The 21,742-nt window shown below is 62.6% G+C and carries 24 protein-coding genes; 13 read left to right on the top strand and 11 right to left on the bottom strand.

The features are described 5' to 3' along the window. Positions 1-51: 51 nt before the first annotated feature. Together FKL89_RS20190 and FKL89_RS14045 are read left to right on the top strand one after the other, a co-directional pair. Complete coding sequence (locus tag FKL89_RS20190; protein WP_162527521.1) at positions 52-258, top strand: DUF2970 domain-containing protein; 207 nt, start codon at positions 52-54, stop codon at positions 256-258. Beyond that, complete coding sequence (locus tag FKL89_RS14045) at positions 258-1,007, top strand: YoaK family protein (protein WP_156863400.1); 750 nt, start codon at positions 258-260, stop codon at positions 1,005-1,007. The genes FKL89_RS20190 and FKL89_RS14045 overlap by 1 nt, the downstream gene beginning before the upstream one ends. A 21-nt stretch (positions 1,008-1,028) precedes the next feature. Here FKL89_RS14045 and FKL89_RS14040 read toward each other — a convergent pair whose 3' ends face one another. The 4 genes from FKL89_RS14040 to FKL89_RS14025 all read right to left on the bottom strand — a co-directional run bounded on the left by FKL89_RS14040 (position 1,029) and on the right by FKL89_RS14025 (position 2,899). Then, entirely contained in the window at positions 1,029-1,439 is a 411-nt protein-coding gene (locus FKL89_RS14040; protein WP_156863399.1) for a carboxymuconolactone decarboxylase family protein, read from the bottom strand. Positions 1,440-1,459: 20 nt separating this feature from the next. After that, positions 1,460-1,810, bottom strand: coding sequence for a DUF2200 domain-containing protein (locus FKL89_RS14035; RefSeq protein ID WP_156863398.1), 351 nt, complete (start codon positions 1,808-1,810; stop codon positions 1,460-1,462). A 12-nt stretch (positions 1,811-1,822) separates the two neighbouring features. After that, on the bottom strand, positions 1,823-2,359 hold the full coding sequence (locus FKL89_RS14030) for a hypothetical protein (RefSeq protein WP_156863397.1): 537 nt from the start codon (positions 2,357-2,359) through the stop codon (positions 1,823-1,825). A 99-nt stretch (positions 2,360-2,458) separates the two neighbouring features. Beyond that, positions 2,459-2,899, bottom strand: a complete 441-nt coding sequence (locus FKL89_RS14025) for a hypothetical protein (protein ID WP_156863396.1) — start codon at positions 2,897-2,899, stop codon at positions 2,459-2,461. A 1,006-nt stretch (positions 2,900-3,905) separates the two neighbouring features. Here FKL89_RS14025 and FKL89_RS14020 point away from each other — a divergent pair. The 3 genes from FKL89_RS14020 (at position 3,906) to FKL89_RS14010 (ending at position 8,198) form a co-directional block, all read left to right on the top strand. Then, positions 3,906-6,143: a DEAD/DEAH box helicase gene (locus tag FKL89_RS14020; protein ID WP_156863395.1), complete on the top strand. Its 2,238-nt coding sequence runs from the start codon at positions 3,906-3,908 to the stop codon at positions 6,141-6,143. Positions 6,144-6,209: 66 nt separating this feature from the next. Further along, positions 6,210-7,238, top strand: a complete 1,029-nt coding sequence (locus tag FKL89_RS14015; protein ID WP_420361127.1) for a Bug family tripartite tricarboxylate transporter substrate binding protein — start codon at positions 6,210-6,212, stop codon at positions 7,236-7,238. Between the two features lie 60 nt (positions 7,239-7,298). Beyond that, complete coding sequence (locus FKL89_RS14010) at positions 7,299-8,198, top strand: DUF1932 domain-containing protein (protein ID WP_156863394.1); 900 nt, start codon at positions 7,299-7,301, stop codon at positions 8,196-8,198. A gap of 24 nt (positions 8,199-8,222) precedes the next feature. On the opposite strand, the gene FKL89_RS14005 is transcribed toward FKL89_RS14010, so the two are convergent. From FKL89_RS14005 to FKL89_RS13980, 6 genes are all read right to left on the bottom strand, one after another. Beyond that, a complete protein-coding gene (locus FKL89_RS14005; RefSeq protein ID WP_156863393.1) occupies positions 8,223-8,759 on the bottom strand; it encodes a hypothetical protein in 537 nt (178 codons plus the stop codon). A 122-nt stretch (positions 8,760-8,881) separates the two neighbouring features. Beyond that, positions 8,882-10,048: a hypothetical protein gene (locus FKL89_RS14000; protein ID WP_156863392.1), complete on the bottom strand. Its 1,167-nt coding sequence runs from the start codon at positions 10,046-10,048 to the stop codon at positions 8,882-8,884. A gap of 3 nt (positions 10,049-10,051) precedes the next feature. Next, positions 10,052-10,414 (bottom strand): hypothetical protein, encoded by a 363-nt coding sequence (locus tag FKL89_RS13995; protein WP_156863391.1) that lies wholly within the window; start codon positions 10,412-10,414, stop codon positions 10,052-10,054. A 379-nt stretch (positions 10,415-10,793) separates the two neighbouring features. Beyond that, the gene (locus tag FKL89_RS13990; protein WP_156863390.1) at positions 10,794-12,122 is read right to left on the bottom strand and encodes a TRAP transporter large permease; all 1,329 of its coding nucleotides are present in this window, start codon (positions 12,120-12,122) and stop codon (positions 10,794-10,796) included. Continuing rightward, positions 12,119-12,682, bottom strand: a complete 564-nt coding sequence (locus FKL89_RS13985; protein ID WP_238363364.1) for a TRAP transporter small permease — start codon at positions 12,680-12,682, stop codon at positions 12,119-12,121. Before FKL89_RS13985 ends, FKL89_RS13990 begins: the two co-directional genes overlap by 4 nt. Before the next feature lie 66 nt (positions 12,683-12,748). Then, positions 12,749-13,780 (bottom strand): TRAP transporter substrate-binding protein, encoded by a 1,032-nt coding sequence (locus tag FKL89_RS13980; protein ID WP_181955198.1) that lies wholly within the window; start codon positions 13,778-13,780, stop codon positions 12,749-12,751. A 154-nt stretch (positions 13,781-13,934) separates the two neighbouring features. On the opposite strand from FKL89_RS13980, the gene FKL89_RS13975 reads away from it, so the two are divergent. After that, on the top strand, positions 13,935-14,837 hold the full coding sequence (locus tag FKL89_RS13975) for a LysR family transcriptional regulator (protein WP_156863389.1): 903 nt from the start codon (positions 13,935-13,937) through the stop codon (positions 14,835-14,837). Between the two features lie 10 nt (positions 14,838-14,847). Here the strand turns inward: FKL89_RS13975 and FKL89_RS13970 are convergent, their stop codons facing one another. Continuing rightward, a complete protein-coding gene (locus tag FKL89_RS13970; protein WP_156863388.1) occupies positions 14,848-15,759 on the bottom strand; it encodes a LysR substrate-binding domain-containing protein in 912 nt (303 codons plus the stop codon). A gap of 150 nt (positions 15,760-15,909) precedes the next feature. Between FKL89_RS13970 and FKL89_RS13965 the strand changes: the two genes are divergently transcribed. Genes FKL89_RS13965 through ligA form a run of 7 tightly spaced genes read left to right on the top strand, consistent with a single transcriptional unit; the run spans position 15,910 to position 21,741 of the window. After that, positions 15,910-16,620 (top strand): substrate-binding domain-containing protein, encoded by a 711-nt coding sequence (locus FKL89_RS13965; RefSeq protein ID WP_238363363.1) that lies wholly within the window; start codon positions 15,910-15,912, stop codon positions 16,618-16,620. 43 nt (positions 16,621-16,663) lie between these two features. Further along, positions 16,664-17,692: an amidohydrolase family protein gene (locus FKL89_RS13960; RefSeq protein ID WP_156863387.1), complete on the top strand. Its 1,029-nt coding sequence runs from the start codon at positions 16,664-16,666 to the stop codon at positions 17,690-17,692. Position 17,693: 1 nt separating this feature from the next. Continuing rightward, on the top strand, positions 17,694-18,386 hold the full coding sequence (gene ligK / locus FKL89_RS13955; RefSeq protein WP_156863386.1) for a 4-carboxy-4-hydroxy-2-oxoadipate aldolase/oxaloacetate decarboxylase: 693 nt from the start codon (positions 17,694-17,696) through the stop codon (positions 18,384-18,386). Between the two features lie 10 nt (positions 18,387-18,396). Beyond that, the gene (locus FKL89_RS13950) at positions 18,397-19,251 is read left to right on the top strand and encodes a transporter substrate-binding domain-containing protein (RefSeq protein ID WP_156863385.1); all 855 of its coding nucleotides are present in this window, start codon (positions 18,397-18,399) and stop codon (positions 19,249-19,251) included. Between the two features lie 57 nt (positions 19,252-19,308). Then, positions 19,309-20,310 carry a Bug family tripartite tricarboxylate transporter substrate binding protein gene (locus FKL89_RS13945; RefSeq protein WP_238363362.1) on the top strand — a complete coding sequence of 334 codons (1,002 nt, stop codon included), beginning with the start codon at positions 19,309-19,311 and terminating at the stop codon, positions 20,308-20,310. 46 nt (positions 20,311-20,356) lie between these two features. After that, positions 20,357-21,289: an amidohydrolase family protein gene (locus FKL89_RS13940; protein WP_156863384.1), complete on the top strand. Its 933-nt coding sequence runs from the start codon at positions 20,357-20,359 to the stop codon at positions 21,287-21,289. A gap of 2 nt (positions 21,290-21,291) precedes the next feature. Then, entirely contained in the window at positions 21,292-21,741 is a 450-nt protein-coding gene (ligA, locus tag FKL89_RS13935) for a protocatechuate 4,5-dioxygenase subunit alpha (RefSeq protein WP_156863383.1), read from the top strand. Position 21,742: the final 1 nt, after the last annotated feature.

The raw sequence follows: 21,742 nt of genomic DNA, 5'->3' as shown, positions 1-21,742 counted from the left end.
ATCATCGCTGAATCAGATGACTCCACGTCGGGTACCGGAGTGGCACCGCCAGTGCGGCAGCTCCAGTGCATCGGCTACGCCATCCGCACCATCTTTCGCGTGCTGCCGGCGCTGGGCCGTTCCGGCGATCACGCGAACCCACCGCCTGGTCTCGGCATCAAGCACTTTGTGGTGGCTGGCGTGATCTGCGCGGCGCTACTGGTGGGCAGTATCGTTGGCGCGGTCAGCGTGATCCTGAGCATGGTCACTCGCCACTAATGCCGGTCGAGTACCTTTCTGCGCTCACGGCCACCGCACGCACCCAGCGGGCCAATCTGCATCTGGGCATCGCACTCGCCTTTGTCGCCGGTGCGCTGAACGCCGGTGGCTTTCTCGCCATCGGGCAATACACGTCGCATATGACCGGCGTGCTGTCATCGGCGGCAGACGATCTGGTGCTTGGCAAGGTGCCGCATGCGATCGCGGGCATCCTCTCGCTGTGTGCCTTTCTGGTGGGCGCCATGACCACGGCGCTGATGGTGAATTTCGCGCGGCGCAGTCAGCCCGACTCCGCCGTCACGTACACCGCGCCGCTGCTGCTGGAAGCAGCGTTGCTGCTGCTGTTCGGCCTGGTGGGCGCAACGCTCAAGCTGCACGAGTTCGTCAGCGTGTCACTCACCGCGATCCTGCTTTGCTACGTGATGGGGCTGCAGAATGCGCTGGTGACCAAGATTTCCAGCGCCGAGATTCGCACCACGCACGTCACCGGGCTGGTCACCGATTTCGGCCTTGAACTCGGCCGCCTGATCTACTGGAACCGCACCGGGCAGGCGTTCGCCCCTGCGGTGCGCGCCAACCGCACCCGCATGCGCGTGCATGGCAGCCTGATTCTCGCCTTCGCGCTCGGCGCACTGATCGGTGCGCTGGGCTTCAAATACGCGGGCTACATCGCCACCGTGCCGCTGGCGATCATGCTGGTGGTGGTGTCGCTGGCGCCGTTCTTCCGCAAGGTGCCCAGTCCGCGCTAGCCGCAGGTCCTGGCCGCGCGGTCAGGACGACGCGCCCGCGTCAAACACCGCATCCACCGGCACCTGCAGCCCGTTGGCCAGATGATTGGTCTTGGCCGCGAGCGACACGATCGCCAGCAGCTCGGCGTGCTGCGCGTCGGTCATGCCCTTTGCCTTCGCGGCGGCGGTATGCGAATGCACGCAATAGCTGCACGAATTGGCGATCGACACGGCGATGTAGATCAGCTCCTTGGTCAGCGGGTCCAGCGTGGTCGGCGTCGCCATCAGCGCCTTCACCTCGGCCCAAGTGTTCTCCAGCAGTGCCGGGTCAAACGCCAGCGAGCGCCACAGGTTATTGATGAAGTCCGTCTTTCGCGTCGCGCGGATGTCGTCGAACACGGCCTTCACGCGGGCGTTGGCTTCGGGACTGGCGGGGATTTTGGTGGTGGCCATGCGGTCTTTCGCGGTTCGGGTTACGAGCGGAGAATTTTCTCCATCGCCTTGCCCTTGGCAAGCTCATCGATGAGTTTGTCGAGATATCGGATTTGCTGCATCAACGGATCCGCAACGTCCTCCACACGCACGCCACAGACGACGCCCTTGATCAGCGCGCGGTTCGGGTGCATGGCGGGTGCTTCGGCTAAGAAAGTTTCGATGTCACAGCCCGCGTCGAGTTGATGCTGCAACCCGTCTGCGCTGTAGCCCGTCAGCCAGCCAATGATCTGGTCAACCTCGGCACGCGTACGGCCTTTGCGCTCGGCCTTCTGCACATACATCGGGTAGACCTTGGCGAAGCTGGTTTTGAAGATGCGGTGTTCGCTCACGGTGTGCTTCCTTCAATCGGTCGGTTGTTCGGTCCGCAGTGTCTCGCCGTTGAACACGATGCGCAGCGCGGGGTGAGCGGGTAGCAACTGCCGTAACCACAGGGCGAGGCTCGTGTTGTCCACACCATCGCCGCCCAGTTCCGGTCGGATGGTGCCGCGGATGGTGTTGCCTGTTTCGCCGGCCGGCGTGACGACGTCCCGCACCTCATGGCCGCATAGCTGCCCGTCTCGAAAGGCGAGACGCAGCATCGCATCCGGCTTGCGCACTTCGATCGTCAGCTCGCTGCATAGCGAATTGATCAGCGACATGCCAATACCCTGCAACTGCACCGGCGCGGCTTCGTTCGAGCCGAACGGATAGTCGAAATGGTTGTAGATGAACTTGAGATAGGGCGCACTCGCCACCGTCCGCGCAATCGCATGCCCGCGCCCGTCGTCACCGACGCTGAATGAATTGCCGTTCGTCGTGACGCGGATGGTCGTCGCGTGGCCGAGTTGGTGTTCGGCTAGGGAGTACAGGACTAAGGCGCGGAGGAGAGTGAACTTCACACGTTATTGGGAAATTGAACCTATGCAGGACAAGTAAATTCGTTGCACGTGGCGGCCGCAAAATGAAGAATCCGTTAGTGCATGCAAACAAAGTCGTCGCTACCGAAACAGCCAACTTGCAATTCGGTACTTCATCGATTCGACCACTTTCTTGTGCGCAGCATAGAGTTCTGGCGAACGCCAAGTGCCGCCTCTCGGCAATAGCGCAAGCATTGCAGCTCGAACGTCTGGCGTGTCTCGTAGGCTCCATTGGCGCGTGAAATCACCAAACCACTCATCTAGAGTGTAGGTGTCATCGAAGTCTCCCGCGCGGATCGTCCCGCGGTAGCCATTGCGGTGCCACTCAAGGAGATTCGGTTGTGCATTTAAGAATGCCTCATAGGCAGACTCAAGATCAAGCACTGGCCAGCGATCTTTGATTGGATACTCCGAGCACAGCGCTTTGACATTTCGTTGTACGATCGCACGCGCTTCTGCAGTGTCTACCAATGGATAGACACCTCGTTCACGAATGGCGTCAAAAAACTGATCAACAGTCAACCTAGTTGTCATAGATTAGACGCTCCGACATATGCACGAATGAGCGCGGAAGTTTTTCCAGATGAGCCTGAGTCGGACATTGCGACATCGCGTGCGATGCCACCGTGGTTACGAATGATCTCGTAAGAATTGGTCAATCGCACGGTGAAGATGGAGTAGCGTCTGCGCGATCTTTGAGCCAGTCGAATTTTTCATCCGACTGAGGCTGACCTCAACGCTCCCTTTTCGAGTCGTCCCGTCGGGGTTCAAGTAGGGAGAGTGACGATTGAGCTGCCGTTCGACCCATGCAAATTCACTCCCCAAATGCTCCGGAAAATGCTTCACAGTCAGGGGGTTGAAGATGTCGTAGGCTTTCAGCAAGCGAGAACGTACGTCGCCAGGACCGATGGCCAAGCAATCAACTGTTTGCGATAGAAGTTGATGTGCATACCAAGCGGGGCCGTGCTGGCGCGGGGTGGCAATACTTGTGTTCATCGCTCAAATTATCCGCAGAAGGTGCAATGCGGCCAGAGCATTCGCTCAACAAATAATCAGCCCAACACTGGCTTTTTGCGCTGCAACATGCCAAAATATTAGCTGTCGCTTGAAAAAGCGACTTCGTTCGCTGATTAGTGCTTCGCCCCACAGTGTTCCCGGATCGCCCCGAAAGCGGCTGCTCCGGCGAGACCCCGGCGCCATTTCATGCCGAACCGCCCCGATCAAGCGGGTAGTGTTCGCCAGGCCGCCCAAACGTCTTGTGGGAAAGACTGATCAAGGCCTCGCGAGTTGCGCATCGTCGCCTCGGGCGGCTGGCAGCGTTACAAAGCCTCGCCGTAGCCCCGCTACGGCTGCGTTTTGTGCCTCGCCATCCATCCCGATCCGCCGGGCGCAATCTCGCGGAGCCTCGATCAGTCTTTCCCTTGTTCCGATTGTTGGTCGATGCGTTTTTCGTCGTTGATCAACATCGTTCCTGAATTGTTTTGAAGGATCGCCGTCCGCGCTCTCTATTTGCGCGCGGCGAGAACATATGAGTTTGCATAATGAAAATGCAGCCGCCGAGCTGCAATCCCCTGATTTCCTCGCTGACGAGGCCATCGTTGACGCGGGCAGTGAATCTGCCGCCGAAGCAAATGGCTTTGCGGCGCTCAACCTCGATTCTTCGCTGCTGAAAGCCGTCGACGCGCTGGGCTACACCCAGCCGACCGCAGTTCAGGTCGCCACTATTCCGGCCGCGTTGGCTGGTGGCGACTGGATGGTGTCGAGCCAGACCGGTAGTGGCAAGACCGCCGCCTTCCTGCTGCCCGCGCTGCAGGTGCTGCTGGATTCGCCGCCGATGCCCAAGGGCGAACAGATCGCCCGCAGCCGTCGTGCCGGCGCCAGCCCGCGTGTGCTGGTGCTCTGCCCCACGCGTGAGCTCGCGCAGCAGGTGGCGCAGGAGGCGATCCGCCTGGTTCGCTTCGTCAAGGGCGTGCGTGTGGCCAATGTCGTCGGCGGTACGCCGTTCGGCAAGCAACTGATGGAGCTGCGCGGTGCGCAGCTTGTCGTCGCCACACCGGGTCGCCTGCTTGACCTCAATCGCAACGGCCAGATTGGTCTTGACTGCGTGCAGACGCTGGTGGTGGATGAAGCCGACCGCATGCTGGACCTTGGTTTCTCCGAGGATCTGGAAGCCATCCACGTCGCCACAGCTCGTCGCGACCGCACGCTGATGTTCAGCGCTACCTTCGCGCCGCGCATCATGGAGCTGGCTTCGCATGTGATGCGCGAGCCGCAGAAGATCGAACTCGCCACCGCGCAAGACACGCACGAGAACATCGAGCAGCGCCTGCACTGGTTTGACGACATGGCGCACAAGAACGCGCTGCTCGAGCACTACCTGCAGGACGAATCGATGGAGCAGGCCGTGGTGTTCACCGCCACGCAGATCGAAACCGACGAACTGGCTGATGAGCTGCGCGAAGCAGGCTATGCCGCATCCGCGCTGCACGGCGCGATGCCACAAACGCTGCGCAACCGCCGCATCAAATCAATGCGCGACGGCACCATCAAGGTGCTGATTGCGACCGACGTTGCTGCGCGCGGTATCGACGTGCCGACCATCACGCACGTCATCAACTATGGCTTGCCGATGAAGCCGGAAGATTACGTGCACCGCATCGGCCGTACCGGTCGTGCTGGTCGCAGCGGCCTGGCCATCACGCTCGCGGGCTTCCGCGACCGTTTCAAGATTCGCAATATTGAACACTTCACCCAGCAGCGCATTGGCGAAGCCGTGGTCGAAGGCCACGAGCCGCGTAGCAAGCCGCCGTCAACGGGCGGCTACGGCGGTGGCTTTGGTGGCGGCCGCGGTGGCTACGGTGGTCGCGGTGGCGATCGTGGCTTCGGAGGTGGTTTTGGCGGCGGTCAAGGTGCGCGCGGTCGCTTCGAGCGTGATGCCTCGGCGGGTGCGGGCGGCTATCGCGGTCGTAGCGCCGGTGGTGCAGGCTTCGGCGGCGAGCGTTCGTTTGATCGCGCGCCGGCGGATCGTCCGCGCCAGGCAGATGATCGCGGCGGTAGCCGCTTCGCTGACGACCGCCCTGATCGCTTTGATCGGAGTGATCGTGCCCCGGCGCGTGACCGTGAATATGCGCCGCGCTTCGATGCGCCGCGTGCTGCCGATGATCGCAGTGGCGCCCGCTTCGAGCGTGATGTTGCCCCGCGTGAAGGCCGCTTGCCGCGCGTCGAAAACGAGCGCTCGGCCCGTTGGGGCGCAGAGCGTGGGGATCGCCCGGAGCGGTCGGAGAGCTTTGGTCGCCCGACCCGCGATGATCGTCCGGGCCGCTTCGAGCGCGCTCCGTACGCCGGCCGCGCGGACCACGGCGAGAGCCGCGAACGCAGCTTCGGTGGTTTTGAGCGCCGTGAACGCGACAGCGGCTTCAGTGGTGATCGCGGCTTTGGCCGTGGCGACCGCGGGGCGTCTGCGGCGTGGACTGATCGTCCGGCACCGGCGCGCGGTGGATTCAGCAACCAGTTCGATGCGCCGTTCAAGCGTCCGCAAGCCGGCTTTGCCGAGCGCAGCGAACGCGCTCCGCGTGAGGCACGCGGTGGTTTCAGCGCGGAAACTCGCGGGCCGTTCGCCCACGAGAATCGTGCGCAGCGGCGTGGCGACAAACCGGCAGGCCCGGCCTACACCGAGCCAGCTGAGGGCGGCAACCGCGCTGCACGTCGCGCAGCCAAACAGGCGGAATACGCCGCACGCATGGCGGGCGAGCAGGGCGGCGAGTAACCGCCGGTAACTGCACAAAGCGCAGCGCCGAAACTGGCGCTGCGGGCAAACTGCGTTGGCGAGACAATGGCGGTTTCAGACATCGTCTCGCTAGCCATGTTGGTCCACACCTCAATGTTCGTCACCCGGCGCGTCCTGCGGCCCATTGTTGCGGCGTCGCTGCTGATGCTGTGCGCTTTTGCATCGGCGCAGTCATTTCCCGCGAAGCCGCTGAAGATTGTTGTGCCGAACGCACCAGGCGGTGCGGCCGACATCACTGCTCGCACGGTCGGGCAGAAGCTTTCCGAAGCGCTGGGGCAACCAGTCGTCATTGAAAACAAGCCCAGTGCCGGCGGCGTGATCGCCGGCGAGCAGGTGGCCAAGGCGGACGCCGATGGCCACACCTTGCTGCTGATCTCCAGTGGCACAGCCGTCAGCGCCGCGCTATTCAAATCGTTGCCGTTCGACACCCGCAAGGATTTCGCGCCGGTATCCAAACTGGCCGCCTTCGATCTGGCTATCGCAGTTGCCGAGGGCGGGCGTTTCAAGACTTTCGCCGAGCTGCTGGCCTACGCCAAAGCCAATCCTGGCAAGCTCAACATTGGTACGCCGCAGGTGGGCACCACGCAGAATCTCGCCGCCGAACTGTTCCGGAGTGCGGCAGGGATCGATGCGCAGGTGGTGCCGTTCAATGGGACGCCACCGGTGATTTCCGCGCTGCGTGGCGGCAGTATCGATGCGATGGTGGATATTCTTGGCCCGCTGATGCCGCAGATTTCGTCGAAAGCGCTACGACCGCTGGCGCTGCTGGGCGACCACCGCGCACCGCAACTGTCGGAGGTGCCCATTGCCCGTGAGGCAGGTGGCTCACTCGCCGGTTTCAGCGCAGCATCGTGGAATGGTCTTGCCGTGCCTTCGAAGACGCCGAAAGACGTGATCGCCCGGCTCAACCGCGAGCTGGTGCGCATTCTTGCCTTGCCGGACGTCAAGCAGCGCCTGTCCGAGCTGACGCTGGTGGCACAAAGCAGCACGCCGGAGCAGCAGGCGGAACTGCTGGAGCGGGACATCAAACGCTGGGCAGACGTCATCGAACGCGCGAAAATCCCGAAGCAGTAGCGCGACCGCGCGTCGACGCGTGCGCTGAGCGACTCTCATAACAGCGGTACGGAGGCAGCGATGGCCAATCTCGATGTCGGTGTGATCGGCTACGGCGAAGTCGGCAAGATTTTCTCCAACGCACTGCGTGCCAAGGGCGTTGCGTGGGTGGGTGCTTGGGACGTCAAGTTTGCCGATGCGCTGATGGGCGGCGCGCAGCGGCTGCACGCACAAGCCCACGGTGTGGTCGCCTGCGAGTCGGCACGCCACGTGTGCAGCAAGGCGAACCTGATCATCTCGGCCGTCACCGCGTCGAACACGCTGGAAGTGGCGCAGGAGGCGGCAAGGCTCATGCAGCGCGGCGCTACCTTTCTTGATCTCAATTCAGCGTCGCCCGGCACCAAGAAACAGGCCGCCATCGCCATCGAAGAAGCCGGCGGGCACTACGTCGAGGCGGGCGTGATGACCTCGGTGCCGCCCTACGGCATCGCAGTGCCCATGCTGCTGGGTGGCAAGCAGGCGTTGCGGCTGGCTGACCGGCTGCGTCCGCTCGGCTTTAACCTCACCCCGGTGTCACCCAAGATCGGGCTGGCGTCGGCGACCAAAATGTCGCGCAGCATCATGATCAAGGGACTGGAAGCGCTGGTGATCGAGAGTTTCACCACGGCGCGCCGCTACGGCGTGGAGGCAGCGATGCTCGACACGCTGCGCGAGACCTTCCCAGGCATCGACTGGGAAAAGCAGGGTGCCTACTTCTTCAGCCGCGTGGTGCAGCATGGCAAACGCCGGGCTGAGGAGATGCGCGAAGCGGCGAACACGGTGAGGGAAGCAGGCCTTGCGCCCACGATGACGGCGCCGATTGCCGAGAAGCACGACTGGATTGCCAGCCTCGCCCGTGAGGGCGTGTTCGACGGTGTCGGCAAGGATGCGCCGTGGCAGGACTACGCTGATCGTCTGTTGAAGCTCAAACCGGCGTCGTAAATCTGTCGTTTGTCGACTGGCGCGTTATGGCGCCAGCCCCGCGCTGCAGATGTTGTTCAGGTGATTGCGGATTTGTGCCCACGACATTCTCGTCGCGCCCGGACCTGTCGCACCAGCGACCAGATTGTCGGACCGGATGCCGGACATGACGCGAACGATGATCAGGCCATCTGTCGAGCTGAGCGACTTCTGATCGCCATCGACATCCAGCGCATCAAGATTTATGCGGGCAAGAATCTGGGCGGGGTCGGTGTACTGCGCGCCCGTGCCCAGCGCGCCGTCGACCAGTGGCTGACCACGCAGACCGTTCAGGGCACGGGTGATGAGCAGCCCGTCAAAGGCTGGTTCGACCACACCGTTGCCGTCTATATCCAGCATGCACTGCGGGATGAATCGCTCGCCTTGCCAGAACCCGGCGAAAACGCGGTAGCCGCCTGCAGCACCGGGACCAGTGGTTGCTGCTTCCCCAACAGTCGCGACGATGCGGTAGCTGCCCGCAGCCATCGGTGCCGACCCGGCAAGGGCAACGTCACTGACAATTGCGTAGGGGCCGCCGGACATGAGCGGCGCCGCCTGCGACATCGGCGGGTTAGCCGCACAAACGCAGGCAAGGGCAACGATCGCCGCGTTTCGGCATCGTCTGCCAATCTTGTCGCGCCACCGGGCAGAGGAGGCCTCCATCTTCAAAACACCATCAGCGTGAAAGTCGCGCTGATGGTGTTGTTGGTGCCGTCGCTGATGAAGGTGAACACATCCACCTGCGTCGAAGAAAAGCGCCGATAGTTGGCCCCGATCTTGTATCCACCAGAGGCGAAGCTGCCAGCAGAGTTGAACTCGGCAGCAACCGAATACAGTCGGTTGGTCACATCAAACGGCAATGTCACCCGAATCCACCCGGACGCGACCGACGTAATGCTGATGCCGCAGTTGGTGTTGGGACTGGACGCGCCACTCACGCCGTTGTAACACTTGTTGATGTAGGCACCCGATGGTCCGTTGCCAACCACTTCGACGGCCGCCTTGATGATGCCGCCAAACGATGCGGTTTGCGTTGCCGTGCCATCAACGTAAAGGGCGCGGGCACCTTGGCTGTTGAGTGCCCGGGCGTAGACACCAAAGCCATCCGCGCTGCTGCTCACACCGAACACGCCAACTGCGTTCGTCACGTTGGCCTCACCAATGACACCGATGCCGCCGCTGCCGAGGCCCTTGCCATAGACGCCCGCTGCGGCTGTGGTGGCGGTGGCCGAGCTTTGGCCGAACACACCGGAGCCAGTGACGCTGACGCCCGAGACGCCGGCGCCGGTGCCGGCACCAGAGCCATATACGCCGGGTCCGGTGCCGCTGGTGTTGTAGCCGACCACACCGCCGGAGCTGGCCCCGGCTGATTCACCGCGCACGCCTTCGAACGAACTGCTGGTACCCCAAACGCCCACCGACGAGATGCTGTTGCCACGCACCCCGGCGCCGCTGGTGCTGGTGCCCATGACCCCCGTTCCGGCCGTGCTCTGGCCGCGCACGGCTTCGCCCTCACTGGCGCCGTAGACGCCGTAACCGGCCCCGGACACGTTGTAACCAACGACACCGCCACTGGCGGTGCCGGCCGTTTCGCCACGCACGCCCTCAAAACTGTTGCTGGCACCGCGAACACCAACGCCGCTCGTGCTGATGCCCTGCACGCCGGTTGCGCTGCCGCCATCCGCGTAAACCGCGGTGGTACCACCGCCGACGACATGCAGCCGGCCCGACAGTGGATTGGCCGTGCCGACACCGACGTACCCGTTCGGCGCCGCCGCCACGTAGCGGCTGGCCGGTACGCCACCCAGCTGCTGCGCATTGAGCGTTTGCACCGCCTAAGGAGAGGAAGCGATCGGGTGGCGCGGCGCCAGCAGCACAAAGGCACTGGGCGAGTTGCCAGGACGCACGCCAATCTCCAGGTATCGGGCCGAGCCGTCGAAGACGTTGGCCCCGAAGTCGAGCGCTACCGTAAAGATGCCGGCGTCCACTGCTACGGCAGGCAGCACCATCGCCGTCCCTTGCTGCACGCCGGTGCCTACGGCGCTGGTATCGAACAGGCGGAACTGCAGGTCGTAGCTGCCAGTGGCTGGCGCCCCTCCGTCGGTCAGCTTCCCCTGATAGGAGAAGGCTGTGGTTTGTGCGTGCGCTACCGTCGAGAGCACTGCCGTCGCGCCCGCGATGGTGCTCAAAGTCAACAAGCGAACGCACCGCGCTGTTGCCGCGCGAACTGCAGCCAGTCTTCCGTACAGCATATGCACCCCCGTTTGATGCCACGTCAGACGGCATCGATGGAGAAATTGTGCCAACTTGGGCGGCTGCCAGATCGCAGGCGGCATAAAAAAATTTGCACCTGGCTTGGTCGCGCGATCAGCTATTCGTTGAAATGACGACTGCAAACGGGCTACATGTGCGTTTTTATGAAAAGTCGACTTTCAGCGATTTACCGCGCAGAGCCCAATGAAAAAGCCATTCTATCGATCAGGCTGTTACCTTCAACGCACTGCACCGGGTGGGGCGTTTGCGAGGCGCGTCGACGGACCCGGCGAGAAAACTCGCCGGGATGGTCCAAGGGGAAGCCTAGTGCCCGGTTCCGACCAGGAACAGGCAGATGGCAGGGAAAGCCAGCAGCAGGGCGATACGGATGAAGTCGGACGCGAGGAACGGCATGACGCCCTTGAAGGTTTCCGACAAAGGCACATCTTTCGCCAGGCGGTTGATGATGTAGACGTTCATCCCGACGGGTGGATGCACGAGGCCGATCTCCACCACCATCAGCGCCAGGATGCCGAACCAGACGCTCTTGTCGGTGGCGCCCATGCCGTGGAACTCGAGTCCCATCACGATCGGGTAGAAGATCGGGATGGTGAGCAGGATCATCGCCAGCGAATCCATCACGCAGCCGAGCACCACGTAGATCAGCAGGATCACAATCATCACCAGCATCGGCGACAGATTGCTTGCCTTCACCCAGGTGGCCAACTCCACCGGCATCTGTGACAGCGCCAGCGCGGTGTTGAGCATGTCGGCACCGAGCAGCACCAGGAAGATCATCGCGGTGGCATTGGCGGTGCCGAGCGCGCTATCCAGGATGCCTTTCATGCGCATGCCACCGGTCACGATAGCCAGAATGCCGCAGGCGGCGGCACCGATGGCTGCCGCTTCGGTCGGGTTGGCCCAGCCACCGTAGATGCCGACGATCACCACGATGAACACGCCGATCACTGGCAACACCTGCAACAGCGCGCGCAGGCGATCCGGCCACGGCACACGCGGGCCGGCGGGGCCGGCGGCGGGGTTGAGCGTGACCATGATGCGCACCACAATCATGTAGCCGATCATCGCAATGATGCCTGGCACCACTGCTGCCATGAACAGTTTGCCGATCGATTCCTGGGTCAGGATGGCATAGATCACCAGCGGTACCGACGGCGGGATCATGATGCCCAGCGTACCGCCGGCCGCGAGGGCACCGGTTGATAGCGCGCCGGAGTAACCGAATTTGCGCAGCTCGGGCAGGGTAACCTGGCCCATCGTCGCGGCGGTCGCCAGCGACGAGCCGCAGATGGCGCCGAAACCGGCGCAGGCACCGATGGCAGCCATCGCCACGCCGCCACGCAGATGTCCCATGAACGCGGCGACGAAGCGGAACAGCGCCGCGCTCAGCCCACCGTGGGTCGCGAACTGCCCCATCAGCAGGAATAGTGGAATGACAACAAGATCGTAGTTCGACAAGCGGGCGTAACCGACCTGTTTAAGGATATTCAGCAGGGGAGTGAACTCCCAGCCGGTGAGCGCAAGGTAGCCGCCCGCACCAGTAACAAACATCGCGATGCCAATGGGCACACGAATGACCAGCATCACCATCAGGATGGCGAAGATGATGCTGCCGACGGCGATACCACTCATGGTTTCACCTCAGTTACCGGCACGTTGCGCAGGCCCCAGCAGTGCACCATCATGTAGATGCCCACCACGCCGAGCAGTGCGAAGCCTGGCACCATCAGTGCCTGCGAGATCCATTGCGGAATGCCGAGGATCATGCTGGTTTCGCCTGACTCCATGACGGTAATGGCGCCGGCCGCGGTGCGCCAGGCGAGCAGCAGGCCAACCAGCCCCACCAGCAGCGAGCCGAACGCGTCCAGCGTCTGCACGATGCGCGGCGGCATTTTGGCGGTGAAGAAGTCCACTTTCACATCGCCCCGTTTCATGTGGCAATAGGCGAAGAAGAGGGCAGAGGCGAATGCCGCAGTCATCTGCAGTATTTCGACATCGCCAGGCACCGGCGCTGACGCCAGCTTGCGGCCCACGATGGAAACAATACTCATCACTACGAGGGCGACGAAGATCACGCCACCCAGAATGGCGGCCCAGCGCGAAATGGTCAGCAGCATGCGGCCAATGGGGCCGAATTCGGACGCGCCCATCGCTGCATCTGCCGCCGCATCAACGGCAATCGGCTCTTGCATGTCAGTTTTTCCGTGAGGGATTGAAGGCAGGTGCCTGCCGGCACCCACCTGAGGGAGCGACTTGACTTACTTGGTCGCCGAATGTTTGGCGATCAGGGCGCGGGCACCGTCAAGCAATTGCTTGCCATTGACGCCCTTGGCCGTGACCTCTGCCACCCAGGCGTCGATCAGCGGTTGACCAGCTTTCTTCCAGTTTTCCAGCTCGGTTTTCGGGATCACGTTGAAGGTGTTTTTCGAGGCGAGCTTCTTGCCCTCACCATCGGCCTCGAGGAAGATCTTGCCGATCTGGCCTGAGAACGCCTGACCGCTGTTGGCGTCGATGACCTTCTTCAGGTCTGCAGGCAGAGAGTCGTACTTCTTCTGGTTCATCGCAAAGACGAAGGTCGATGTGTAGAACGCCGGCTCGCTCGGATCGGTCTCGGAATGGAACTTCACCAGCTCCTGAATCTTTACCGAAGGCACCACCTCGTACGGCACCACGGCGCCGTCGATCACGCCCTTGGCGAGCGCTTCGCCGACTTGCGGCACCGGCATTGCGACTGGCGTGGCGCCCAGCGCAGCGAGGAACTTGTTGGTCTGGCGGGTCGGTGCGCGCAGCTTCAGGCCTTTCAGGTCCGCCATGGTGCGCACCGGCTGTTTGACCATATGGAACACGCCGTCGCCGTGCACGTGAAAGGCGATCGGATGCACATCCTTGAACTCGGTTTTGTCGTACTGCTGCACGTAGTCCCAGACCGCCTTGCTGGTTGCCTCGGGGTTCTGCATCATGAACGGCAGCTCGAAAACTTCAATCAACGGGAAGCGGCCGGCGGTGTAGCCAGGGAGGGTCCACACCACATCGACGGTGCCGTCGCGCACCTGGTCAATCAGTTGTGGTGGCGTGCCGCCCAGTTGCATCGACGGGTACACCTGACACTTGATGCGGTTGTTCGATTCCTTGTTGACCTTGTCGCACCACGGCTGGATGAACTTGGCGTTGGCGTAGGAGCCGGCGGGCAGGAAGTGATGCACCTTGAGGGTGACTTCCTGAGCGCAGGCGAATGTCGTAAGGGCACACGCGGCAACCCCAAGACTGAGTGAGCGGAACGAAATGGCCATAAAACCTCCTTGAAACAATTAGGGCAAAGTCAATTTGCCATGCCCCAGACACGAAACGAATTTTCTTCCAGCGGGCAATGCTGGACGAGATACGGACAAAGGTAGCGTGATAACCAAAGGTTATCATTCGGCTTTCTTTGGTCACTGATAACCGATGAAACTCAACGCGCTGCAGGCGCTTGTCGCCGCGATCGAGGAGGGTAGTTTTCGCGGCGCCGCGCGCCGTCTCGGCGTGTCGCAACCAGCGCTGACCAAGACACTGCGGGAGCTTGAACTCGAACTGTCTACCACTCTGGTGGAGCGCTCTACGCGCGGCGTGAGCCCGACGTTGCAGGGCAAGGTGCTGTATGAGCGCGCGCTCAACGTGCAGCGCGAGTTGGCAGCAGCAACAGATGCCATCAACCAGATGGGCGGCAACATGGTGGGCACGCTGTCTGTTGGCGCCGTGCCGCTGGCGGTGATGCTGCTGGTACCGGAGGCGGCGCGAACGTTCGGTCGTGACTTCCCCGGCGTGAAGCTGCGCATTGTTGAAGAACTCTACCTGGCGCACTTGCCACGTTTGCGGCGGCGGGAGGTAGACATCGCCATTGGCGGCGTACCGGACGACCTGGCCAGTGGTGAGTACAGCGTTGAGCCGCTGATGGAAACGCGCATGATTCCCGTACTGCGACGCGGGCACCCACTGGCGAATGCCAATTCCCTGGCCGACCTTGGCCGCTCAGGATGGATCTATACCGGGGTGACGAGCGATACGGGCTATGCAACCGCCCTGTTTGCACTGCATCAATTGCCGGCGCCGGCGGCTGCCGCGTCGGTGACTTCGACCCTTGCGTTGCTGGCCATGCTGGCCAACAGCGATCACATCGGCTTGCTGCCGGAGCAACTACTGGCGCACCCGCTGGCTGCGCAGTTTGTCGTGGCCCCACCCATTGCCGAAGCGGGCTTGCCGCTGCAGATCGGCGCGATTGCCCGTCACGAATCGCTGGTGCTGCCGTCTGTGCGGCACTTCATGGCTCACTTGCATCGGGCGGCTTACCGCTTGAAGCGGGAGCCCTAACCCGTGACCATCACTGCCTGCGCAGGCTGTCGCGCAACAGATTCTCGAGAATGCGGCTTGCTTCCTGCTGCGTCCGTGTGCTGGCACGTTGCGAACTGGTCGCCAGCGAAAGGCGAGTCATCAGCGGCGGGTGGGTGATCTGGCGCACTTCGTAGGCACCAGGCCGATTGGCGCTGGCCACCGCTGGTGACGACAGCAGGGCGTGCCCGGCGCCATCAGCTACCAGATCAAGGATGGCAGGTACGCCATCAATCTCGAGTGCGATGTTGGGCCGCGCGCCGATCGCAGCCAGCGCGGATTCGACGTGCATGCGGATCGCGTTGGGGCGACTCGGGATGACCAGCGGAAATTCAGGCAGCCGCGCCAGCGGCAATGGGTCAGGCGGCGCCCGCCGTTCACTTCCATGCGGACGGGCGGAGACGAGGAAAAGCTCTTCGTCGCCCACGTTGCGCAATTCGATTTCGGGTACCGGTTGCGCGTTGTAAAGCGCGACGACATCGAGGCGTCCGGCGCTGAGGCCGTCAAGCAGCGCCGCAGATAGCCCTTCGCTGATGGAGAAGGTTGCGTCAGGCATCTGTGCGCGTAGCGCCCGCGTCAGCGGCACCGCCAGCGCACGCGCGACTGACGTTGGTAACCCGATCGCTACCCGTCCGGCCAGGCTGCCACGGATGCCGGCCATGTCCTCGCGGGCACGCTGCGCCTGATGCAGCAGGCCACGAGCGTGTTCCAGCATGCGGTTGCCGGCCTCCGTCGGAATGGCGCCGCGACCGTTGCGCGTCAAGAGCGTATGCCGCAATTCAACCTCAAGCAGACGCACCTGCCGGCTGAGGGCCGGTTGTGCAATACCAAGCGCTGCTGCCGCTCGCGAGAAGCTGCCGAGATCGGCGACGCGGACAAAGTATTCAAGTTGCTTGAGGTCCAACGTACTCGTCCTCGTGTAGTCGCGAGCTTGCGCATGCCGTTGTGTGGAGCCGATTACATACGGGCAAACTTCTATGCTATGCCAATTTGCTATATCTGATAGCTTCATTTCGCATTCAGTTTTGAACTGGTCTGGCGGGAAAATGGCGTCATGAATCGTGCAGACACGTCCCAAATCACGCCATTGCGCGGTATTTCGTCGATGGCGACGAGGCAGTTGCTGGCTGAAATGGCGGCTGGCCGGGCGTCCACGGGCCGCACGCCGCTCACGCTGGAATCCGTTGGCGGTGTCGATGCCGCGCGCCGGGTGCGCGAAGGCGAGGCGTTCGATCTGGTGTTTCTGGCGTCTGACGCCATCGCCAAGCTCGCCGCGAGCGGTCATGTGCTTCCGGCGAGTCAGGTGAATCTGGTGCGCTCCCAAGTCGCGGTGGCAGTCAAGGCCGGCGCGACAGCGCCCGATATTTCGACTGAAGCAGGCGTGCGTCAGGTTGTTCTGCAGGCGGCGACAATTGGCTACTCCACCGGTCCGAGCGGCACATCACTGCTGGCGCTGTTCGAGCGCTGGGGAATCCTCCGCGATGTACAGCCGAAACTTCGGCAAGCCCCGGCTGGCGTCCCGGTCGCGGCAATGGTTGCCAGCGGAGACGCGGCGCTCGGTTTTCAACAGCGCAGCGAAATGGTAGACGCCTCCGGTATTCAGGTGATTGGGGACTTGCCGGCAGAAATCGCCATCGAGACCATTTTTTCCGGGGCTGTGTGTGCGGTGTCACTTCGCGCAAATGAAGCGCGCGCCGTACTCGCCGATTTTGCGTCAGCCGATCGGGACGAAGTGAAACGCCGCAACGGCATGGCGCCATTCTGAAGCGGCGACCCAACAAGCAACGACAGCAAACAGGTAACCCATCATGATCATCGATTGCCATGGCCACTATACGACGGCCCCGAAGGCGCTGGAAGACTGGCGCAACCGCCAGATTGCCGGCATCAAAAGCCCGTCGGAAATGCCCAAAGTCAGTGAGCTGAAAATCAGCGACGACGAGCTACGCGAGACGATTGAGGCGAACCAGTTGAAACTGATGCGCGAGCGCGGCTCGGACCTGACGATATTCTCGCCGCGTGCGAGCTTCATGGCGCATCACATTGGCGACTTCAATGTGTCCTCAACCTGGGCTGCGATCTGCAATGAACTTTGCTTTCGCGTGAGCCAGCTTTTCCCGGACAACTTTGTGCCGGCAGCGATGCTGCCGCAGTCGCCCAGTGTCGATCCGAAGACCTGCATTCCGGAGCTTGAACGCTGCGTGAAAGAGTATGGCAACGTCGGCATCAATCTGAACCCTGATCCCTCGGGCGGGCACTGGACCTCGCCGCCGCTGACCGACCGCCTCTGGTACCCGATCTACGAGAAGATGGTCGAGTACGACATCCCGGCGATGATCCACGTCAGCACCAGTTGCAACGCGTGCTTCCACACCACTGGAGCACACTATCTGAATGCCGATACTACCGCCTTCATGCAATGCCTCGAAGGCAATCTGTTCAAGGACTTCCCAACGCTGAAGTTCCTCATTCCCCATGGTGGCGGTGCGGCACCCTACCACTGGGGGCGTTTCCGCGGGCTCGCCGACATGATGAAGAAGCCGTCACTGGACGAGCATCTGCTGAACAACATCTATTTCGACACCTGTGTTTACCACCAGCCGGGAATCGACTTGCTCACCAACGTGATTCCAGTGAAGAACATCCTGTTCGCCTCCGAAATGATCGGCGCTGTGCGCGGCAAGGACCCGTACACCGGCCACTACTTCGACGACACCAAGCGTTACATCGATGGCGCGAAGACGCTCAGCGCCGATGACCGCATTGCCATTTACGAAGGCAACGCGCGCCGCGTCTTCTCGCGCCTCGACGCGCAACTGAAAGCAAAGGGCAAGTGATATGACTGCACTCAACAACCTGGGCATCGTCAAACGCAATATCGTGCGCGCCGACCGTGCCGCGGCGGATCGTCTGGCGCAGTTCGGCGCGGCTACCGTGCATGAGGCAATGGGCCGCGTTGGCCTGATGAAGCCCTACATGCGGCCGATCTACGCGGGCGCACAGGTGTCCGGTACGGCGGTGACCGTGCTCTTGCATCCGGGCGACAACTGGATGATGCACGTGGTCGCCGAGCAGATTCAGCCTGGCGACATCGTCGTCGCCGCGATTACTGCGGAATGCACCGACGGCTACTTTGGTGACCTGCTGGCGACCAGCTTTCAGGCACGTGGCGCGCGCGCGCTGATCATCGATGCCGGTGTGCGCGATGTGAAAACGCTGACCGAAATGAAGTTTCCGGTGTGGAGCAAGGCGATCTCGGCCAAAGGCACGATCAAGGCGACCATCGGCTCGGTGAATATCCCCGTGGTGTGTGCCGGTGCGCAGGTCAATCCCGGTGACGTGATCGTTGCCGATGATGACGGGGTGACCGTGGTCCCAGCTGCGATCGCCGGTGCGGTGGCGGACGCCGCTGCGGCACGCGAAGCGAACGAAGGTGACAAGCGCGCCAAGCTGGCCAGCGGTGTGCTCGGGCTCGATATGTACAAGATGCGCGAGCCGCTTGCCGCTGCCGGTCTCAAGTACATCGATTGATCGCCGCCGGATGCGTCTAGTCCACCACTCCCGTCGTGCCTGGCTTGCTGCTGGTTCGACCGCGCTTGCCCTGTGCGTGCTCGCGGGTTGCGCGGATCTGCCGGTCGTGCAGCGGGCGAATGCTGTTCCCGCGCAAGGGCAAGGCGGGAACATCAGCGCGCAGGCGCGGGCCGAGCTCGCGCCGACTGGCACGCTGCGGGTCGGCGTGTATCGGGGCAGCCCCACCTCGCTGGTTGACGGGCGCGATGGGCAGCCTGCAGGTATCGCGCACGACCTCGGTCATCTGTTGGGCAAAGAACTTGGGTTGCCGGTTCGCGTGGTCGAATTTCCTCGCGTGGCGCTGGTGCTTGATGCGCTGAAGGCGGGGCAGGTGGACCTGACATTCACCAACGCGACCGAGAGCCGCGCGCGTGACATGGACTTCACTGCGGCTTTGGTACGTCTGGAGCTTGGCTACCTGGTGCCGTCGACTTCGACCATGAAGGCAACCGGTGACGTTGATCACGCCGGCGTGCGTGTCGGCGTGAGCGAGGGAAGCACGTCGCAGGCCACGCTGGGCCGGGTGCTGCGGCAGGCGACCGTGGTTCCGGTGGCGAACCTCGACCTTGCACGCGCCATGCTGACTCGCGGTGAACTGTCGGCATTTGCCACCAACAAGGGCATCCTCAACGAAATGGCGGATCGCGTGGCTGGTGCGCGTGTGCTCGATGGTCGCTGGGGCGAAGAGCACCTGGCGATCGCCGTGCCCAAGGCTCGCCCGGCAGCGGGGGAATACCTGCAACGGTTCGCCCGCCAGATCAAGGCCGACGGACGACTGCAGGCGATGGTGACACGTTCGGGCTTGCGTGGTGTCGCACAGGATTGACCGACCATCGCGGCTCCAGCACTGCACAGACATCATGAAATTTGAAGGAGATTACCAATGGCTGCAACGCTGACTTTCTGTCGCTCCATGCATCTTGCGTTGGGGGCGTTTTCACAGGTTGCTACAAGCCTGATCGCGCCCACTGTTGCCGCGCAGCCCGCAAGCTACCCGGCCAAACCGGTCAAAGTGCTGGTGGGTTTCACAGCAGGGGGCGCGGTCGATCTGGTGGCACGCACGTTGGGTCAGGCAATGTCCCCCGCGCTAGGGCAGCCGATGGTGATTGAGAACAAGCCCGGCGCCGGCACCAACATTGCCATGCGAGCCCTGATCGATGCGCCCGCCGATGGCTACACCCTGATGGTGACTGCCAACTCGGTTGCTGCCAACCCGGCGCTGTTTCAGCCAGCGCCGTTCGACCCGGAGAAGGACATCGCACCGGTCGCGTTGATCGGCCGTGTCCCCGTGGTGATCGCCGCCAACACCGCGTCGCCCTACGGCAATGTTGCCCAGCTGATCAGCGCTGCAAAACAGAAGGCGAACAGCGTGAGTTACGGCTCGCCGGGCAACGGGTCCACGCCGCACATGGCCATCGAATTCTTCAGCCGTGCCGCAGGCATTGATCTGCAGCACGTACCGTACCGCGGCGGCAGCCAGGCGATTACCGATGTCATCGGCGGGCAGTTGCCACTGGTGGCCGTCAATGCGCTTGAAGTGCTGCCGCACGTCAAGGCTGGCAAGCTGCGCGTGCTCGCGGTGCTGAGCCCGAACCGGTCGCCCATTTATCCGGACGCGCCGACGATTGCCGAGTCGGGCTTTCCCGGCTTTGAGGCATCAGTCTGGTATGGCTTCATCGCGCCGGCCAACACGCCAAAAGCGATCGTGACCCGTCTGCATGACGAAGTGCAGAAGGCCTTGCAAAGCAAGGAGGTACGGGAGCGACTTGCCAATGCTGGTGGCGAGGTGCTGCCTGGCAGCAGCGAGCAGTTCGCCGGCCTGATTCGCAACGAACGCCAGCGTTACGCCAAGCTCGTGCGCGAAGCGAATATCAAACCGGATTGAGCGCCTGTGCCACCGCATCAATCCAGCCGACCCAACAGGAAACGAAATGAGCAGACCCACTTCCGGCGCCTTTGAGAAGACCGCCAACTGGCTTGACTGGTTCGACGGTCCGACCAAACCCGCCTTCACCTTGCCCGCTGGCGCAGTGGACGCCCATTGCCACGTGTTCGGTCCCGGCGCCGAGTTCCCCTACGCGCCCGAGCGCAAGTACACGCCGTGCGATGCCAGCAAGGCGCAACTGTTTGCATTGCGTGACCATTTGGGCTTTGCCCGCAATGTCGTGGTGCAGGCCACCTGCCACGGCGCCGACAACCGGGCGATGGTCGATGCCTGCGTCGCCTCACAGGGCAAGGCGCGTGGTGTGGCCACTGTGAAGCGCACGGTCACCGATGCTGAATTGCAGGCAATGCACGCGGCGGGTGTTCGCGGCGTGCGCTTCAACTTCGTCAAGCGCCTGGTCGACTTTACGCCGAAGGACGAACTGCTGGAAATTGCCACCCGCATTGCGCCGCTGGGCTGGCACGTGGTGATCTACTTCGAGGCGGTTGATCTGCCGGAGTTGTGGGACTTCTTCACTGCGTTGCCCACCACCGTGGTGGTTGATCACATGGGGCGACCGGATGTCAGCAAACCGCTCGACGGCCCGGAGTTTGAGCTATTCGTCAAGTTCATGCGCGACAACCCGAAGGTGTGGAGCAAGGTGAGTTGCCCCGAGCGACTGTCGGTGACCGGCCCGAAAGCGCTGAACGGCGAACAGGCTGCCTACCGTGACGTGGTGCCGTTTGCACGCCGTATCGTGGAGAGCTTCCCGGACCGCGTGCTCTGGGGCACCGACTGGCCACACCCGAACCTGAAAGATCACATGCCCGATGACGGCCTGCTGGTTGATTTCATTCCGCATATCGCGGTGACGCCAGAGCTGCAGCGCAAACTGCTGGTGGACAATCCGATGCGGCTTTACTGGCCGGAGGAGCGCTAAACGTGTCACTGGAAAAACCTTACCTCGACGTTCCCGGCACCACGATCTTCGATGCTGACCAATCGCGCCGTGGCTACCACTTGAACCAGTTCTGCATGTCGCTGATGAAGGCGGCCAACCGCGAGCGCTTCAAGGCGAACGAGCGCGCCTATCTCGACGAATGGCCCATGACCGAGGAGCAGAGACAGGCTGTGCTCGCACGAGACCTCAACCGCTGTATCGGGCTGGGGGGCAACATCTACTTCCTCGCCAAGATCGGGGCCACGGACGGGAAGTCATTCCAGCAAATGGCGGGCAGCATGACAGGCATGACCGAAGAGGAATATCGCAACATGATGCTTGCGGGTGGCCGTTCACCCGAGGGCAACCGCTATACCGGCGAAGATGGCGATGCGCAGGCTCACCGCCAGCCACAGGGGGCCGCAGGGCGAAACAAGGGACAGGCAGTTTGAC

It is taken from the genome of Casimicrobium huifangae (assembly GCF_009746125.1).
GTDB classification, from domain to species: Bacteria; Pseudomonadota; Gammaproteobacteria; order Burkholderiales; family Casimicrobiaceae; genus Casimicrobium; species Casimicrobium huifangae.
The sequence above is the reverse complement of the archived record's forward strand: the minus strand, read 5'-3'. Positions and strand labels throughout refer to the sequence as shown.

Coding starts and splice junctions, on each gene's coding strand:
- FKL89_RS14045 (WP_156863400.1), top strand. CDS start 258: ATGCCGGTCGAGTACCTTTCTGCGCTCACGGCCACCGCACGCACCCAG.
- FKL89_RS14040 (WP_156863399.1), bottom strand. CDS start 1,439: ATGGCCACCACCAAAATCCCCGCCAGTCCCGAAGCCAACGCCCGCGTG.
- FKL89_RS14020 (WP_156863395.1), top strand. CDS start 3,906: ATGAGTTTGCATAATGAAAATGCAGCCGCCGAGCTGCAATCCCCTGAT.
- FKL89_RS14015 (WP_420361127.1), top strand. CDS start 6,210: ATGGCGGTTTCAGACATCGTCTCGCTAGCCATGTTGGTCCACACCTCA.
- FKL89_RS14010 (WP_156863394.1), top strand. CDS start 7,299: ATGGCCAATCTCGATGTCGGTGTGATCGGCTACGGCGAAGTCGGCAAG.
- FKL89_RS14005 (WP_156863393.1), bottom strand. CDS start 8,759: ATGTCCGGCGGCCCCTACGCAATTGTCAGTGACGTTGCCCTTGCCGGG.
- FKL89_RS13990 (WP_156863390.1), bottom strand. CDS start 12,122: ATGAGTGGTATCGCCGTCGGCAGCATCATCTTCGCCATCCTGATGGTG.
- FKL89_RS13985 (WP_238363364.1), bottom strand. CDS start 12,682: ATGCAAGAGCCGATTGCCGTTGATGCGGCGGCAGATGCAGCGATGGGC.
- FKL89_RS13980 (WP_181955198.1), bottom strand. CDS start 13,780: ATGGCCATTTCGTTCCGCTCACTCAGTCTTGGGGTTGCCGCGTGTGCC.
- FKL89_RS13975 (WP_156863389.1), top strand. CDS start 13,935: ATGAAACTCAACGCGCTGCAGGCGCTTGTCGCCGCGATCGAGGAGGGT.
- FKL89_RS13965 (WP_238363363.1), top strand. CDS start 15,910: ATGAATCGTGCAGACACGTCCCAAATCACGCCATTGCGCGGTATTTCG.
- FKL89_RS13960 (WP_156863387.1), top strand. CDS start 16,664: ATGATCATCGATTGCCATGGCCACTATACGACGGCCCCGAAGGCGCTG.
- ligK (WP_156863386.1), top strand. CDS start 17,694: ATGACTGCACTCAACAACCTGGGCATCGTCAAACGCAATATCGTGCGC.
- FKL89_RS13950 (WP_156863385.1), top strand. CDS start 18,397: ATGCGTCTAGTCCACCACTCCCGTCGTGCCTGGCTTGCTGCTGGTTCG.
- FKL89_RS13945 (WP_238363362.1), top strand. CDS start 19,309: ATGGCTGCAACGCTGACTTTCTGTCGCTCCATGCATCTTGCGTTGGGG.
- FKL89_RS13940 (WP_156863384.1), top strand. CDS start 20,357: ATGAGCAGACCCACTTCCGGCGCCTTTGAGAAGACCGCCAACTGGCTT.